Raw genomic sequence first — 16,446 nt, 5'->3', positions numbered from 1 at the left:
GCCTGAGGGCCATGATCGGTTTTGCCCTGCCCGCGCTCCTCTGGCCCTTGTCCGGCCCTGCCCAGGCGCAGGGTCTCTCCGCGCCGGGTTCGCGATCACCGCGCACCGGCGTCCCGCGTCGGATCGTACTGGCCCCCGCGACCTTGGATTTCGCGCTGCGTGAACTGGCCAGGCAGGCGGGCATCACCGTCGTCGCGACCGACGACCGGCTGCGCGGTGTCCGCACATCGGCCCTGACGACCACCGCGCCGCCCGCCCGTGCGCTGGCCCGGTTGTTGCGTGGCACCGGCTACCGAGCGATCGCGGTCGATGCGAGCAGTTTCCGTATCGTCGGCGCGCCGCGCAGGGCGCGATCGGTGCCGCAGCACATCCCGATATCGACACCGCCGCCCGCCATGGGGCAGGACATCATCGTCACCGCCAGCAAACAGGGCACCGAACTGGCGCGCTATCCGGGCAGCGTCTCGGTCGTCGGTCGCGGTGTCTCGCGACCGGCGGGGGCGGTCGATCTTAGCGACGTGGCGGCGCAGACCCCGATCCTTCAGACCACCGCGCTGGGGCCGGGACGCAACAAGCTGTTCATCCGGGGCATCGCCGACAGCAGCTTTAACGGTGCCACCGAGGCGACCGCGAGCCTGTATCTCGACGATGTGCAGATCGCCTTTGCCGGACCCGATCCGGGGCTGAAGCTCTATGATATCGGCGAGATCGAGATCGCCGAGGGCCCGCAAGGGGCGCTGCACGGATCGGGGGCGATTGGCGGCATCGTCCGCCTGACCTCCAACCCGGTCGTGTTGGACCGCAATGGCGGCCGGGCGGAGATCGGCGGGGCGCTGACCGGGCATGGTGCGCCCAGCAACGATATGGCGGCGGTCGCCAACATGGTCATGATCCCCGATACGCTTGGGCTGCGGCTGGTCGGATATCATGCGGTCGAGGGCGGCTATATCGACAATATCCGCACCCATGTCCCCGACATCAATCGCGTGCTGACCAGCGGGACGCGGGGAACGCTGCGCATCGTGCCGGGCGATGGCTGGCAGGTGGAACTGGGCGGCGGTACCCAGTCGATCGTGTCGCGCGATGCGCAATATGTGATGACCGAGGACTCGCTCACGACCCGGTCGGTGATCGCGCAACCGTCGTGGAGCGACATCGGCTTCGGCCGCCTCCTGCTGACGAAGAACTGGGACAGCGGCCTGCAATTCGTCTCGTCCACCGGGATCGTCAAAGGCGCGTCGTTCGAGCGGTTCGATGCCAGCGTCCTGGGACCGCTCGAATCCTATCAGTTGAATGGCACCAAATCGCTCTTCACCCACGAAAGCCGCGTGTCGCGGCGGCTGTCGGGCGGAGGGTCCTGGGTCGTCGGCATCAACATGGTGTCGGACCAGTCGGTGATGGGCCGGTCGCTGACCATCCGGCAGGGAGAGCGCCCGGTCATCGGCGTGACCAACGTGACGCGCAGCGGCGCGGTCTTCGCCGAGGCGACGCATCCCCTGACCCGCAGGCTGTGGTTGACGCTGGGCGGGCGTGTCACGACCGCGCGGGTCGATGGCGAACCCTCGATCACGCCGCGCAGCGGGCGATATGTGCCGGGCAAGTCGACCACGCGGGTCGATCCGACATTCGGTTTCTCATGGCAGCTCGGCGGCGACTGGACGATGTTCGGACGCTATCAGTCGGGCTTTCGCACCGGCGGTCTGGCGGTCGCGGCCGGGGTGGGGCGGGTCGCCAATTTCGAATCCGATTCGATCGTGATGACCGAGCTGGGCGTGCGTCATGTCCGGCGGGGCGCGACGGGGCTGTCGGCCTCGCTCAGCCTGTCGCGGGCGAACTGGCGCGCGATCCAGGCGGACCTGCTGAACCGTTCGGGCCAGCCGCTGACCAGCAATATCGGCGATGCGCGGATCGATGCGCTGGAGGGGTGGGCGGAATGGCTGCCGACCCGCGACTGGCACGTCACCGGGGCGCTGTTCCTGACCGACAATTATGTGACCGGAGCGACCGCGGCGCTCAGCCAGGCGAGGAACCGTCGCCTGCCTGAGACGCCCAGCGCCTCCGCCCGGCTGGGGCTGGTGCGTGACTTCCGCGTCGCGCCCGACCTGGTCCTGTCGGCGCAGGCGGGCGCCGCCTTTGTCGGCCCGTCGGTGCTGGGCGTCGGCGATCTGTTCGAGGCGCGGCAGGGGGGATATGGTCTCGCCAATATGGGAATGACCGCGAGGAAGGGGCGCTACACCCTGGCGCTGACGCTCGACAATCTGCTCGACGAACGGGGCAACCGCTTCGCCTTCGGCAATCCCTTCCTGCTCGGGCGGCACAATCTCTCGACGCCGATCAGGCCCCGGACGCTGGGACTGCGCCTGAGCGCCGATTTCTGATCGCGGCGAGTGCATAGGCCGCGATGCCGCCCAGCACATGGCGCAGGCGAAAGGCATGGAAGTGTCGGATGCTGGGCACGGGCCCCGCGAAACGGATCCGAAGATTGCGCAAATCCCCGGCCAGCGCGCGGACGATCCGCCGGTCACCGAACAGATGCTTGGCATAAAGCGCCCCGTCGCCATGACCATAGCCTGCCAACAGCGCGATGACCTGCCCGTCATGTCGCCGACCGTGATGATGGTCGACGACGAAGGCCGGGTCGTAGCGCACGGCGATGCCATGGCCCAGCGCACGAAAGACGAAGTCGGTATCCTCGGCGGCGCGAAACGGGGCCCCCGCACCGAAGCGTTCGTCGAACGGCCCGATGATCGCCGGGACGTCGGCGGTGAAGGCCAGGTTCGCCCCCATCACGAAGCCGCCGGGAAATCCGTCCGGCGGCGCGATCATCGGATGATCCTCCAGCTTGATGGTGACCGGCAGGTCGGCCGGGTCGCCGGGCAGGATGCGCCCGCCGATGACGATCGGCGCCTTGTGCGCGGCGAAGACGCGGGCGAGTTGCACGAAGTAATCGGGGTGGAGCGCGCAGTCGTCGTCGGTCATCGCGACGATCCGCCCGCGCGCCGCCGCGATCGCGCGATTGCGGGCACGGGCGAGCCCGGGTCGGGCTTCGCTCAGCAGCCTGACCGCAAAGGGCTTTTCGACCGCCCAGTGCCTTATCATCGTCGCCGTGCCGTCGGTCGACCCGTTGTCGACAAGGAGCAGTTCCAGCCGCTGGCCCTGCGCCATGCGCGCCGCCGCCTCCGCGACCGACTCCAGTGTCGCGCGGAGCGCCGACCGGCGATTGCGGGTGCAGATCAACAGGCTGACCGCGATCACGGCGACAGCATCCTTGCGGCGTCCTGCGGGTCCGCCGCGCGGGCGACGAGCGGGCTGCCCTGTGTCCAGACCTGAATATAGGCGGCCAGCTTGCCGTAATCATTATCCAGCACGATGTGCGGGATGCCGAGCAGCAGTGCCAGGACATGGCCGTGCAGCCGGTCGGTGACGATGTGTTCGCCACCCGACAACAGGCGCAGGCCGCGTGCAAGACGAGCCTGGGCACGGGCGTCGAGATCGCGGTCCTGTACCGGCGGCTCCTCCAGCCAGTCGAACGCGATGGTGCGGGGAATGGCGTGCAGGGCCGCGTCGTCCCGCGCCGCCCGCTCGGCATCGGAGCGCAGCAGCATCACCGCATGATGCGCCGGGGTGGCCAGGCGGCTCAGTGGCCCAAGGCCGAAAGCCGAGTCCGGTGCGAGCGTTACAGGACAGGCGAAATGGGCCTGCGCCAGCGTCAGGCTGATTTGGTCGCGAACGCAAAGGTGGAAATCCGGGTGGTCGCGCACCAGATCGGCGAACCGGTCGCGGGCGGCGGGATCGCGGAAATGGATCGACTGGGGCAATTGCACGATCCGGCGATCGCGAAAGCGGGTCAGCAATGTCTCCCGGAACCGCTGGTGATGCGGCCAGATGTCGCCCAGATTGCCGCCGCCATGGATCAGGATCGGTCCGGTCGGGCAGGCGGCACGAAACGCCGCCGCGTCGAAATCGTCCCAGCGGGACGTATAGGCCGGATCGCCCGCGCCGCTGTCGCGCAGCAACGCCCTCTCGCCCAGCCAGATCGCACTGTCGCCGACATTGGGATGATCGGGAAAATCGACCAGCGCATAGCGCTCGCCCGGCGAGACAAGCGCGCGGTAGAGATCGTGCAGCCGGGCTCGCTGCACCTCGATCACCGCGTTGCTCATGCGGCGGCGGTCACCCGCGCCTCGGCACGGACGGAGGTATAGAGCGCCTCGCACCGATCGAGCCACAGGTCACGGGCGAAATGCGTCTCGACCCGGCGGCGCGGACGGTCGCGCGGGATTTCGATCGCCGCCGCGATGGCCATGGCCAGCCCGGTGACATCCCCCGCCGGGGCCAGGCACCCCGCATCGCCAACGGCCTCGCGCGCCGCGCCCATGTCGAACGCGGCGACCGGCAGGCCGCAGGCCATGGCCTCGATCGCGACCAGCCCGAACGGTTCGTCCCAGCATGGCGTGAACAGGAAGACCGCGGCGCGACCCAGTTCCGCCGCCAGCGCCGCGCCGTCCAGATGCCCGCCATAGCGAATCGCGCCGCCCAGCCGGGGTGCGATCTCCGCCGACCAGTAATCGCCATCTTCCATCGCACCGAACAGGGTCAGGGGAATGCCCGCGGCCCGTGCGGCGTCGATCGCCAGATGCGGCCCCTTGTTGGGGGTGATCCGGCCGCACCAGACGGCTTCGCCATGGCCGTGAGCAACGAAAGGCCAGGCGGCGGGATCGATGGCGTTGTGGAGGATCGACACCGTATCCGGCGCGCCATCCGGCCACCAGGCGGCGAGCTGGCTGGCCGAGGTGACGGTCAGGCGGTGGGTCGGCGATGGGCTGACCGCGACGAAATGATGGAGCGCGTCATAGGGGGGCACATGTAGCGAGGTGACGGTCGGCGTCGCCGATGTCCGCCGCGCTTCCAGCGGAAAGCGGTGCAGGCTGTTATTATGGACCACGTCGAACCCGCCGCGCGCGATGCGGTCGCAGGCCGCCGCATAGCCGCGATCGACATGCGCAATCAGTTCGGGGCGGCCGCGATGCTCGGCCCAGGGATAGACTGCCTCATAATGGACGGGCAGCACCGGATCGATGGTGAAGCGAGGGTCGCTGTCCCCGGTGGCGAACAGCACGACTTCATGCCCGCGCGCCGCCAGCCCCTCGGCCAGATACCAGCCATGCGCCTCCATCCCGCCCAGAAAGGGTTGGCGGATCGGCTGGCGGACATGCGCGAGCAGCGCGATCCTCACGCCGCCGCCCGGCCGGATGCGGTGCGTTCCTCCAACAGGCGGATGACGCTGGCGGTATTGGCATAGGGCTGATGGCTCTGCTGCCCGGTCAGCGCGAGGTCGTCCTTGTCCGGGCGGCGCAGGATGCGGATTGGCTGGCCGGGCGTATCGTCGATCAGTCCCATCAGGCGAAAGGCGTGCAGCCAATGCCCCATGGTGCGATATCCCCATTTCGCCTCGAACAGCTCGGCATTGCGCACCACGCTGTCCAGGTGATGGACCGGCGGCATATGATGCGGATGATATTGGTGATAGGCGAGGCCGCCCTTGATCCAGGCGATCGGCACGCCCGCCTTGTCGACCACCTTGCCGAAATCGGTGTCCTCTCCGCCATAGCCCGCATAGCGTTCGTCGAACCCGCCGACCGACAGGAAGGTCGTGCGCCGCATGGCGAAGTTCAGCGACCAGAAGCAGCGATAGTCGGCGCAGCGCTCGATGCCCTTGGGCGGCGGGCCGCGCCGGTCGGAATGGCGCACCGCGACGGCGGCGAAGTCGTCGCAGGTCCAGCCGGTGCGCGTCGCACCGCCCGGCAGGTACATCACCTCCCCCATCAGCAGGCCGTCCATCTCCCGAAGCGCGCGGGCATAGTCCTGGACCAGATCGGGGGTCGGGATACAGTCCATGTCGAGGAAGACCAATTCGTCCCCGACCGCGGCCCGTGCCGCCGCATTGCGTGCGGCGGCCAGCGGCAGGTGCGGGCCGGACACCATCATCTGCCGAACGGGAAAGGGCGCTTCAGGCAGGTCATAGGGCGTGTCCTGGATCACCGCGACGATCAGTTCGACGGGCAGATGCCGCTGACGGCTCAGTCCCAGGACGACGTTGCGAAGATGATCGGGGCGCCCCCCGGCAAGCGTGACGACCGAGATCATGAACGGGCTCCGTTGGAATGGGCGGCGACGGCGCGGGTGTCGGCCGAGGGGAAATGGTCCGCGCGCGCGGGCCAGAGCCGGCCTGCCAGCGCCTCCAGCCAGTCGGCGGCGATCTGGGCCGGTGCATCGGCGATCATCGCGCGTTGCAGTGCGGGGGCATGTGCCGCATGGGTCTCCGCCAGCGCGGCCGACCAGGACTGGGCGGATGAGGGCAAATGCGGTCGGACGCATGCGACGCCCGCCGTCGCCAGCGCTTCCGCCTTGCGATGCTGCTCGTCGAAATACCGCCATTCGGGAATGGCGAGCCAAGGACGCGCGGCGGCGAGAATCTGCTGGCAGGTGGTGTTGCCGGTGGAGGCGATGACCAGATCGGCGGCGGCGACATAATCGGGCGCGTTGTCGACCCAGCCGCGATGCTCGATATTGGCGGGCTCGGTCGCGTGCCAGTCGCGCTGGACCGGGCCTATGGTGATCCAGCGCGCAGTCGGGCGGCTGCGCGCGCCGACACCCAGCGGCGCCTGGGCAAAACCGCCTCCGCCGCCGCCCGACATGACCAGGATCACCTCCTCATGCGCGCCGACGCCGATCCGCTGGCGGGCGAGTTCGCGCTCGGGCACACGGGTGTCGACCCCCAGCCCGCCGACGAAGCAGGTCCGCGCGCGCATCGCCGGGTCCCATTCGGGCTGGGCCAGCGCTTCGTCAAAGGCGGCGAGCAGGCCCGCCGCGCCGTCATAGGCGGCACGGTGTCCGGGATCCTGCCGGTCGCCATGTTGCAGGATCTTCACATGCGGGACCGAGCAGATGCGCGACAGTTGCGCGACCTCCGCCGACACGTCGCAGATCATCAGCGCGGGGTCGGCGTTGTCGAACCAGCCTGCGATCACTGCCATGGCGTGGCGGATGCCGGGCCAGCCCAGGGGTGCACAGTGCAGTGTATCGGGCGTCGGAATGTCATCCATCGTGCCCGCCTCCGCCCCCATCGGCTCGAACAGCGAGGGGATGGCGACCAGATCGACCCGGGGCGGGAGTGGGGGAAAGATATCGTCCCGCGCACAGAAGATCGTGACGGGGCGTTCGGGCGGCAGCGCGTTGACGATCGCCGCGCAGCGTTCGGCATGGCCGCGACCCTGGTGATGGACGAAATACCCAAAGGGGCGCATCACGCCGCGCTCGCCCGCGTCAGCATCGGCGTGGCCAGCCCCAACCGCTCCAGCCCCTCCAGAACGCCGTTGGCATGATGGCCCGACACGCGCAGCAGCCCGTCGCGGGGCGGCAGGCCGTCCAGCTCATCGCTTGCATTGCCGACGATGATGGCATGGCCGCACGCCGCCAGCATGTCGGCGTCGTTGCCGCTGTCCCCCGCCGCGACACAGGCCCCGAGCGAGAGGTCCAGCCGCCGGGCATAGGCCGCGATCGCCGCCGCCTTCCCGCCGAGCGGGGCCAGTACGTCGATCAGCCGCCCATGCGAAAAGACGACCTTGGCCGCCAGCCCCTGTTCGGACAGCGTGTCGCGCACATGCGCGGCATCGGCGGCGGTGCCGAAGAAGCTGACCTTGTGCGGCCCGGCGGTATCGCGGGGCTGGGGACGCAGGCGCAGCGGCTTGAGCGCGGTCGCCACCGCCCTGCGATCCCACCCGGCGTCGAGCGAAGCGGAGAAGGCCGGGCATTCGTGCCAGCCGCGTTGTCCTTTCAACATGATTCGCGTGCCGACATCGGTGATGAAGGCGTCGGGCTCGGGCAGGCCCCATTGGGTGAGGATCATGCGCGCCATCGCGAAGGAGCGGCCGGTCGCGACGACGAAGGGCAGGTTGCTGGCCCGCCGCCACTCGGCAAAGTCATGCGCGCCGGCGGGGCAGCCGGTCAGCGTATGGTCGATGTCGCTGGCCAGCAGTGCGGGCGCGCGGGGCAGGCGGTCGTAGAGCGCGATCGAATCCATGGCATAGCGTTCCCAGTTATAGCGGAGCGCGCCTTCGCGCCCGGCCCGGCTCATCCGGTCATGGGCCTGTGTGTCGGTCAGGATCGTCAGGCAGGCCTGGGCGATGGCGGTGTCGTCCTGCGGATCGATCAGCAGGCCGTGGTCGAGCGCGGCGATGATCTCGCCGGGGCCGCCATGCCGGGTCGCGACCACGGGCACGCCTGCGGCGGCCGCCTCGATCACGGTCAGGCCGAAAGGCTCGTGCAGCGCCGGGTTGACGAACACCCCGCCTCGCGCCGCCCGGTCGTACAGCGCGGCCACGTCGCGCCCGTCATGCGCCGGGGGCAGGGCGATACGGCCGCGCATCGTCGGCTCGGCGGCCACGGCGCGCAAACTCGCCAGCACGTCGCGTTCCTCGGCCGACAGCGGACCGTCATGCTGACCCGCCAGGATGACGAGGTTGGCGATGTCGTTGAGCGCGGTGCAGGCGGCATAGGCCCGCGCCAGGCCGATCAGATTTTTCTTGGCCACCGGCCGCGCCACGGCCAGCACGATCGGCTTGGCGGGGTGGTCGAGCCAATTGTCGAGCCGCCCGGCCAGCGAGGCCTCGTCGGCCCGGTCGCGGCGCGGGACGCCGGGCGGGATGCAGTGGATGCGGCCGGTGACCGGCGCGCCATAGGCCTGGACCTGGCGTTCCGCCTCGTCGCGCGTGGAGACGATGATCGCATCAGACTGGGTGATCGCCGCGCGTTCGGCGGCGATCCGGGCATCGAGCCCGGGGCTGGCCCCCTGATGTGTCCGCTTGTCGATGCCCAGCGCATGCGGCGTATAGACGAAGGGCACCGCGAAACGTCGCCGTGCTTCGGCCGCGACGGCGGCCGCGTCGGAGAAATGGGCGTGGATCACGTCGGGCAGGCGGGGCAGCCGCGCCAGATGGTCGCAAAACCCTTGCGTGAAGGCGGCAAGATCGTCGGCGAGCGCCTCCTTCTCCAGGTAGCGGCGGTCAGCGGTAGCGATCCGGTCGATGGTCAGCCGGGGCGCGACATATTCGGAGATCAAGCCATGTTCGGGCGCGAGCGCCCGGTCCTCGAACAGTCGGGTGACAATCGAGACTTGATCCGTATCAATATTGTTCGCCTGCGCCAGGGCTGCATCAAGAATATAGGCGATATGGCCGCCGGTATCGGCGGTGATACCGTAATGGACGGGAGGTGATTTGAGGCAGCCGCCAAGAGCCAGATGCAGGATGAACAAATTCGCCCCTTTCGTTATGGAGCGACAACGTTGGGATTATTATTTGGCTCCCGGCATCATGGCGGAAAGATGAACTGTCATTCACGCGGTGACGGAAGAAGTGCGACGAATATTGATGAGTATCAAGATTTGGCAATGGTCAGGGCAAAGGTCGTTCTCCGTTCGAGACACTGAAGTCCTGTCGATGGATAGATGGGCATGGGTTACATCCAGAACCGGCCGGCCTGTCCGGGCGTTCCCCGATCCCTGCGCAAAGCAGGCGAAAAAGTCAGGGCGCGTCGCCCATGGCTTCTTCCGCCAATCCCTCGAACGACGAATCACGACCGATCACGTCACGATTCTCCGTCAGCCATTCCTCGGCCCGCGCCCGTCCCATCGCGCGCAGATCCTGCAGCACCGACCAGCGCGTATCGACCTTGCTGGTCCCTGAGGGACCGGCCAGTTCGGGCGGCGGCGACAGCAGATGTAGGTTGACCCGTGCGATCGCCCGCATCCGGGGGTCGTGCGAAGCTTCGGTCCGCGCGATATCCTGTATCTCGGACAGGGCGCGCAGATCGCGGCGCAGGCACGCATTGAAGCTGATGTCGCTGACCCGGCGCATGACGTCGCCGACCGATCCGCCGACATTCTCGACGGTGAAGGGCGTGATCTGGACGATGATCATGTCGGTCGCGTCGATGGCGTCGGACAGCAGCGGTTCGAGCGCCGGATTGGCGGTAAAGCCGCCATCCCAATAATGCTCGCCATCGATCTCCACCGCGGCGAACAGCTCAGGCAGGCAGGCCGAGGCCATCAGCGCGTCGAGCGTCACCGCCTCGCCGGTGAACAGCCGCGCCGACCCGCTGGCGATATGGGTGGCGGCGACATGCAGCGGCACCCGGGTCTGGCGGGCAAGCAGGTCCAGGTCGATGCTGTCGCGAACCGCCCCACGGAGCGCGCGCATGTCGCGCACCCCGGGCAGGAAGGGGGCGACATAGCGGCTGGACAGCTTGGCGATGTCGAGCGAACGGCGCAGCCAGGGCTCGAAGAACGGCCCGCCCATCGTGCCCAGGTCGAACGGGGCGAGCGGCGACGCATCGGCCACCTTGCGCCATAGCCGCTCCAGCGCATCGCGCGCGCCCTGACAGCCATGGGCGGCATAGCCCGAAACGATCGCCGCGCCGTTGATCGCGCCCGCGCTCGCGCCGCTGACGCCGACCAGCTCGATGCCTTCTTCCAGCAGGCGCTCGACCACGCCCCAGCCATAGGCACCATGGGCTCCGCCGCCCTGCAGCGCGAGGGCAAGGCGCGGGCGTCTGGATCGACGGGAAAGGCTCATCGCGAACTCCCTATGGTCAGATGGGTCAGGTGATCCCTGCCCATCCTACCACAGAAGCGGACGCTCCGGGCCCCCTTGATGAGCGATGAGACGGTCGTGAAGAATCGACGGTCGGGTCGTCATGCGTCGGACGCCGCCCGGGCGGTGCCGCTCATCGCCTAGTGAAGCCGCCGATTCCCGCGATCGCCAGTTTCGCGGCGGGCTTGGACATTTCCGCGAAGGTCAGCCGCAGATAGCGGACCGGGCGGGCGCTGGTGAAGGGCAGGCGCTGGGTCGAGAGCGCATAGGCGATGTTCGAGAATTCGCCCGATCCCGCCGGGGTCCAGTTCTTGCCGTCGACGCTCGTCTCCGCGACATAGCCGCGCGGCGGGGCGGCATCGATCATCACCTGGCGCGAGGGCGTCAGGCTGAAGCCCGCGACATCGTGGACCTGGCCCATGTCGACGGTCACGCTGGCGGGCTTGCCTGGCGTCGGTGCAGGCTGGGTCCAGATGGTCTTGGCATCGTTGTCGAGCAACTTTTCCGCCCCCGGCGCACTGGCCGAGACGATGGACCAGCCCCGGGTGTCGAGCACGGTCGGATCGCTCGATACGATGGCGGGCACGGGGACCGGGGCGACGCTCTTGAACAATGACACTTCGCTGATCGCGGGACAGACGGGGGCCTCGACGATGCGCAGGCGGACACGGCGTGCGGTGACGGGCGCGGGCAGGCGGATGATCCGCTGCGCGCTGATGCACTCATGCTCGGCGAGTTGCTGCCACTGGCCGTTCACCTCGGCATCGACCGCGAAGCGCGTGACGCGCACGCCGAGCGGCAGATACTCGCGGATGCGGATCAGGTCGAACTCACGCCCCGGCGGCAGGTCGAGCGTCAGGCTGGGTGTGGTCACGCCGTCGGGCGCGGACCAATAGGTGTCGCGATTGCCGTCCAGCACCCTGGCGGCCTCATAACCCTTGCCGCGCACGTGGCTGGCACGGGCCACCGCGCCCTGGGCGAGGTCGGTCGCGAAGCTGGCGCGGATCGCATCGCCGAAGCTCTTCAGGATCTTCACGTCCTGATCGGGGATGCGGCCGCGCCGGTCGGGCGGCAGGTTCAGGTTCATGTTGGTGCCGCGCGCGACCGAGGTGTCGAAATAGCCGATGAGGTTCTCCGGCGACCGGACCTTGGAATCCTCGTCGGCGTGATAGAACCAGCCGGGCCGGATCGAGGTATTGGTCTCGGCCGGCCACCACAAAGCCCCGCCGCGCACGCCCGAATTGCCCTCCGACTGGACATAAGGGTGGTTGGGCATGGTCGGCCAGCAGGGATCGCCCGCCACGCCGTCCTCATTGCCGACCCAGCGAATATCCGCGCCCAGCGGATCGAAGGTGCAGGCCATGGGCTGATACTGGTGGACCAGCGCGATGATCGAGGGCCAGTTGTAATATTCGGGCGCGTCGATCTGCCGTGTCTCGCGCGCGCCGCCATAATAGCCGTCGCCGCCATTCGCGCCATCGAACCAGAATTCGAACAACTCGCCATAGCCGGTGCAAAGCTCGACCACGTGCTTGCGGAAATAGTCGACATAGGACGGGCGGCCATAATCGGCGCGATTGCGGTCCCAGGGCGAGAGATAGATACCGAAGGCGATTCCGGCGCGCTTGCACGCATCGGACATCTCACGGACGATATCGCCCTTGCCGTCCTTGTACGGCGAATTGCGGATGCAATGCTCGGTCAGCTTGGTCGGCCACAGGCAGAAGCCGTCATGATGCTTCGCCGTCAGGATGATGCCCTTCAGGTTCCCCGCCTTGGCTGCCGCGACGATCTGGTCCGCGCTGAAGTCCGATGGGTTGAACATCCTCGGGTCTTCGTCGCCATAGCCCCATTCCTTGTCGGTGAAGGTGTTCATGGCGAAGTGGATGAAGGCATATTGCTCGCGCTGGTGCCAGCGCCACTGACGCGCCGAGGGCACGGCACCATAAGGCGCGGGCGCGTTTGCCCCGCGCTGCGCGAGCGCAGGGGCGGCAGTCGCGACGAGCCCGGAGGCGAGGACGGCGCGGCGGGAGAAATCGGTCATCTTCTGTTCGGCTCCGGGAGGGATCAGGCAGGCTTGTGGTCGAAGGAGGGCGGACGGTCCTTCGGATCGCGGCCAAAGGCGGGATTGGGCCGTGCGCCCATGGTGAAGGACAGGGTGCCGCCCTTGGAAAGGGTGGCATGGTCGATCCAGCTCCTTGTCCAGGGGCGGCCGTTCCATGTCACCGACTGGACATAGGGCGCGCCAGGGCCATTGCCCTTTGCCTCCACGGTCAGCGACCGACCATCGCCCAGTGAGACCTGCGCCCGGTCGAACAGCGGGCCACCGAACACATAGGCACCGCTGACCGGATCGACCGGATAGAAGCCGAGCGCCGAGAACAGGAACCACGCGCTCATCTGGCCGCAATCGTCATTGCCGATGATGCCGTCGGGCGCGTTCTTGTACATCTCGGTCAGCAGGCGGCGGACCATCCTCTGCGTCTTCCACGGCGCGCCGACATAGGCATAGAGATAGGCGGCGTGCTGGTCAGGCTCGTTGCCATGCGCATATTGGCCGACCAGACCCGAAATGTCCGGCGGCGCGTTCTTGGGCAGGGTCGAGGGCGCGGAAAACAACTCGTCCAGCCTGGCCTCGAACTTCGCGTCTCCGCCCATGTGGCGGATCAGGCCGTACACGTCATGCTGGTTCAGGAACGTCGCCTGCCAGCCATTGGCCTCGGTATAGTCGCGCCACCAGGGCTTGGGCATATGGCCGAGCTGGATGGGGTCGTAATCCTTCCACCAGCTCCCGTCGTTGAAGCGGGGGCGGGCGAAACCGATCGACGGGTCGATGACGTTGCGCCAGTTGCCCGAGCGCTTGAGCAGCCGGTCGGCCTCGGCGGTCTTGCCCGCCCGTCGCGCGATGTGCGACGCGGCCCAGTCGTCATAGGCATATTCCTGCGTCCGGCTGACGCTCTCGAACCAGATGTCGGCGGGGACATAGCCCTTCGCGTCGTACAGGTCGCGGCCCTTGGAGTTGTCCAGATCGGGCGCGGTGAAGTCGAAGCTGCGCTTGGCGATGCCCGGCCAGGCGGCGGCATAGTCGGCGGGAATGCCCTTCACCATCGCCTCGGCCATGATCGGCGTGCCGTGCCAGCCGATCATGATGCCGGTCTCCTTGCCCTGGAGCGTCCAGACCGGCGGGCCATAGGCGCTCTGCCGGGTCTGGCGGATCACGTCCTCGATCAGCTTTCTGGCCTGCTCCGGCTGGGTCAGGATCAGCCAGGGATGCAGCGCGCGGTACGTGTCCCATGTCGAATAGGTGCTGTAGGCGAATTGCCCGGCGGGAAGCCTATGGACCTGCCCGTCGAGCCCGACATAACGACCGTCCACGTCCGAAAAGAGCGTGGGTGCGATCAGCGTATGGTAATTGGCGGAGGCCATGATGACCTGCTGGTCGATGGTGCCGCCCTCGACACGGATGCCGGAATTCACCCGAGACCAGCGCTCCATTGCGGCGCGGCGGGTGCGGTCGAAATCCCAGTGCTTCGCCTCGGCGGCCAGGTTCGCCTTCGCGCCCGCCACATCGACCGCCGAGATGCCGCAGCGGATCAGCAGCGGCGCATCGCCCAGTTCGTCAAAGAACAGGGCGGTCTTCAGACGGTTGCCTTTGACGGCGGTTCCGTTCGCCGGGGCATCCCCATCGCCGTAAAGCTGGATGCGGGCCGGTTTCTTCGATAGCTGCATCGCGAAGAAGATGCGCCGCCCCTTGGCCCAGCGGAACACGCGCCGCGTGCCGGTGATGGTACCATCAGGTTCGACAGTGATCTCGGCATCGGTGATGAGCGGTTTCTCGTCGCTTTTGTCGAGAACCAGATGCGACAGGTCGACCAGAACATGGCCCGGCCCCTTCGGGTATGTATAGCGGTGCCAGCCGGTCCGCTCGGTCACGGTCAGTTCGGCCAGCACGCCGGACTCCAGCTTCACCCGGTAATAACCCGGCGTGGCGTGCTCGTCCGAATAACGCTGGCGATAACCCGCATCCGGGTCCGACAGCGGACCCGGCACCAGCTTCAGATCCCCGCGCGTCGGCACCACCAGCACGTCGAGCATGTCGCCGATGCCGGTGCCTGACAGATGGGTGTGGCTGAACCCCATGATCGAGCTGTCGCCGTGGTGATAGCCCGAGCAGGTGTCCCAGCGCTCGACATCGGTATCGGGGCTGAGCTGCACCATGCCGAAGGGCATGACCGCGCCCGGATAGGTATGGCCGTCGCCGCCCGTCCCGATGAACAGGTTCGGCAGAACGGGCGGGGTGTCGACGCGAGCGGCAAGCTCACCAATCGGCAAGGTGGCGAGTGCGGTCCCGGCGAGGAGCGAGCGGCGGGTCAAAATCATGCGAACGTCTCCCGCAAAACCTGCGGCCGGGTCGCCGCGACATGGACGATCAGTTCGCCGAACAACCCATTGGCCCAGGCGAACCAGTCGCGCGTGAATTTGGTGGGATCGTCGATATCGACCCCTTCGTGAATGAAGCCGGTATGCCCGTGCGAGCGTCGGATCATCGTCAGGCTGTCGCGCAGCAATGTCGGGTCGGTTGAGGTGAGCGCACGGGTGATGACCGACATGGGCCAGACCTGATCCGGCCCGGTATGGGGGCCGCCGATGCCGCTGATCGCCTGCCCCTCGAAATACCAGGGATTGTCCTTGCTCCAGCACGCCGCGACCGTCCGCTGCCACAGCGGATCAGCCGGGTTGACGCAAGCGAGATAGGCAAGCCCCGAGAGCGACGGCACATTGGCGTCGTCCATGAAGACTGCATTGCCATAGCCATCGACCTCATAGGCCCAGACCGTCTGCCCGCCGGGCAATGTCATGGTGCCATGCTGCCGGAGCGCGGCCTCGACCTCGGCGGCGAGTGTGGTCGCGTCTTGCGCCAGCGCGGGCTCGCCGACCGCGTTCGCCAGTGCGGCCAGTTCGCGCAGGGTCGTCATCGCGAACAGGTTGGCGGGGATGAACTGCTCGTAGAGACACGCATCGTCCGAGGGACGGAAACCCGAATGGATCAGCCCATTGGGACGCGTCGGCAGGCCGTATCCGCGATAGAGCGTCTCGGTCGGCTCGGGCGCGGACCGGCGGAAGCGATAGGGGCCCAGGCCGTCCTTGCGCTGCTGCTCGCGGAAGGTCTTCACGATCGCCCGTGCCGAGGCTTTCCATTCCGCATCGAACGGCGTCACGTCGCCCGTCTCGCGCCAATAGCCGTAAGCGAGCCGGATCGCGTAGCAGAGCGAGTCGATCTCCCACTTCCGCTCGGCGACGCCCGGCTTCATCTCGGTATCGTCCTTCAGCGCCCAGCTCAGGTTTGTCTTGGCGTTCGGGTCCTGCATGAAGGCATTTGCATAAGGGTCGATCAGGATCGACCGAGCCTGCCGCCCGATCAGTCCCCGGAACAGCCGCCCGAGCGCCGGATCGCGCTTCACCAGATGCAAGTAAGGCCGCAACTGTGCCGCCGAGTCCCGCAGCCACAGGCACGGAATGTCGCCGGTAATGACGAAGGCGTCCGGCTTGCCGTTCACCTCGCCGAGCGACAGGACGGTGGTGTCCAGCGTGTTAGGATAGCAATTCCCGAACATCCAGCGGAGTTCAGGATCGGCGATCATTTTCGAGATGCGGGTGATCTCGGTCTCGACCGCCTTCGACACGAAGCGACGGTCGGCGACCGCCGGACGCTTGCTGACGAAGGCGGGGGTGGCGGCAAAGGCGGGGGTGGCGGCAAGGGCGGCGGCCCCCGCCATGAGCTGGCGTCGGTTGG

At 67.7% G+C, this 16,446-nt stretch carries 11 protein-coding genes; 1 reads left to right on the top strand and 10 read right to left on the bottom strand.

Annotated features, from left to right (window positions below; all coding sequences use genetic code 11):
- Positions 1 to 11 precede the first annotated feature (11 nt).
- Positions 12 to 2,378, top strand: coding sequence for a TonB-dependent receptor (locus ABDV78_RS09595; RefSeq protein ID WP_343527166.1), 2,367 nt, complete (start codon positions 12 to 14; stop codon positions 2,376 to 2,378).
- Here ABDV78_RS09595 and ABDV78_RS09590 read toward each other — a convergent pair.
- The 10 genes from ABDV78_RS09590 to ABDV78_RS09545 form a co-directional block, all read right to left on the bottom strand.
- Entirely contained in the window at positions 2,335 to 3,255 is a 921-nt protein-coding gene (locus tag ABDV78_RS09590) for a glycosyltransferase (protein WP_343527165.1), read from the bottom strand. The genes ABDV78_RS09595 and ABDV78_RS09590 overlap by 44 nt on opposite strands.
- Positions 3,252 to 4,163 (bottom strand): polysaccharide pyruvyl transferase family protein, encoded by a 912-nt coding sequence (locus ABDV78_RS09585; RefSeq protein WP_343527164.1) that lies wholly within the window; start codon positions 4,161 to 4,163, stop codon positions 3,252 to 3,254. Before ABDV78_RS09585 ends, ABDV78_RS09590 begins: the two co-directional genes overlap by 4 nt.
- Positions 4,160 to 5,236 (bottom strand): glycosyltransferase, encoded by a 1,077-nt coding sequence (locus ABDV78_RS09580; protein WP_343527163.1) that lies wholly within the window; start codon positions 5,234 to 5,236, stop codon positions 4,160 to 4,162. Before ABDV78_RS09580 ends, ABDV78_RS09585 begins: the two co-directional genes overlap by 4 nt.
- A complete protein-coding gene (locus ABDV78_RS09575; protein WP_343527162.1) occupies positions 5,233 to 6,147 on the bottom strand; it encodes a galactosyltransferase-related protein in 915 nt (304 codons plus the stop codon). Before ABDV78_RS09575 ends, ABDV78_RS09580 begins: the two co-directional genes overlap by 4 nt.
- Positions 6,144 to 7,307, bottom strand: coding sequence for a glycosyltransferase (locus tag ABDV78_RS09570; protein ID WP_343527193.1), 1,164 nt, complete (start codon positions 7,305 to 7,307; stop codon positions 6,144 to 6,146). The genes ABDV78_RS09575 and ABDV78_RS09570 overlap by 4 nt, the downstream gene beginning before the upstream one ends.
- A complete protein-coding gene (locus ABDV78_RS09565) occupies positions 7,307 to 9,316 on the bottom strand; it encodes an HAD-IIB family hydrolase (protein WP_343527161.1) in 2,010 nt (669 codons plus the stop codon). Before ABDV78_RS09565 ends, ABDV78_RS09570 begins: the two co-directional genes overlap by 1 nt.
- A gap of 268 nt (positions 9,317 to 9,584) precedes the next feature.
- Positions 9,585 to 10,634 carry a patatin-like phospholipase family protein gene (locus tag ABDV78_RS09560; protein WP_343527160.1) on the bottom strand — a complete coding sequence of 350 codons (1,050 nt, stop codon included), beginning with the start codon at positions 10,632 to 10,634 and terminating at the stop codon, positions 9,585 to 9,587.
- 151 nt (positions 10,635 to 10,785) lie between these two features.
- Positions 10,786 to 12,696: an alpha-L-fucosidase gene (locus tag ABDV78_RS09555; RefSeq protein ID WP_343527159.1), complete on the bottom strand. Its 1,911-nt coding sequence runs from the start codon at positions 12,694 to 12,696 to the stop codon at positions 10,786 to 10,788.
- Positions 12,697 to 12,719: 23 nt separating this feature from the next.
- Positions 12,720 to 15,032, bottom strand: a complete 2,313-nt coding sequence (locus ABDV78_RS09550) for a GH92 family glycosyl hydrolase (RefSeq protein ID WP_343527158.1) — start codon at positions 15,030 to 15,032, stop codon at positions 12,720 to 12,722.
- The gene (locus ABDV78_RS09545; protein ID WP_343527192.1) at positions 15,029 to 16,429 is read right to left on the bottom strand and encodes a glycoside hydrolase family 125 protein; all 1,401 of its coding nucleotides are present in this window, start codon (positions 16,427 to 16,429) and stop codon (positions 15,029 to 15,031) included. The genes ABDV78_RS09550 and ABDV78_RS09545 overlap by 4 nt, the downstream gene beginning before the upstream one ends.
- Positions 16,430 to 16,446: the final 17 nt, after the last annotated feature.

The sequence above is a fragment of the Sphingomonas sp. genome, from assembly GCF_039594485.1.
Lineage (GTDB): Bacteria > Pseudomonadota > Alphaproteobacteria > Sphingomonadales > Sphingomonadaceae > Sphingomonas.
This window is presented reverse-complemented; position numbering and strand designations above follow the sequence as displayed.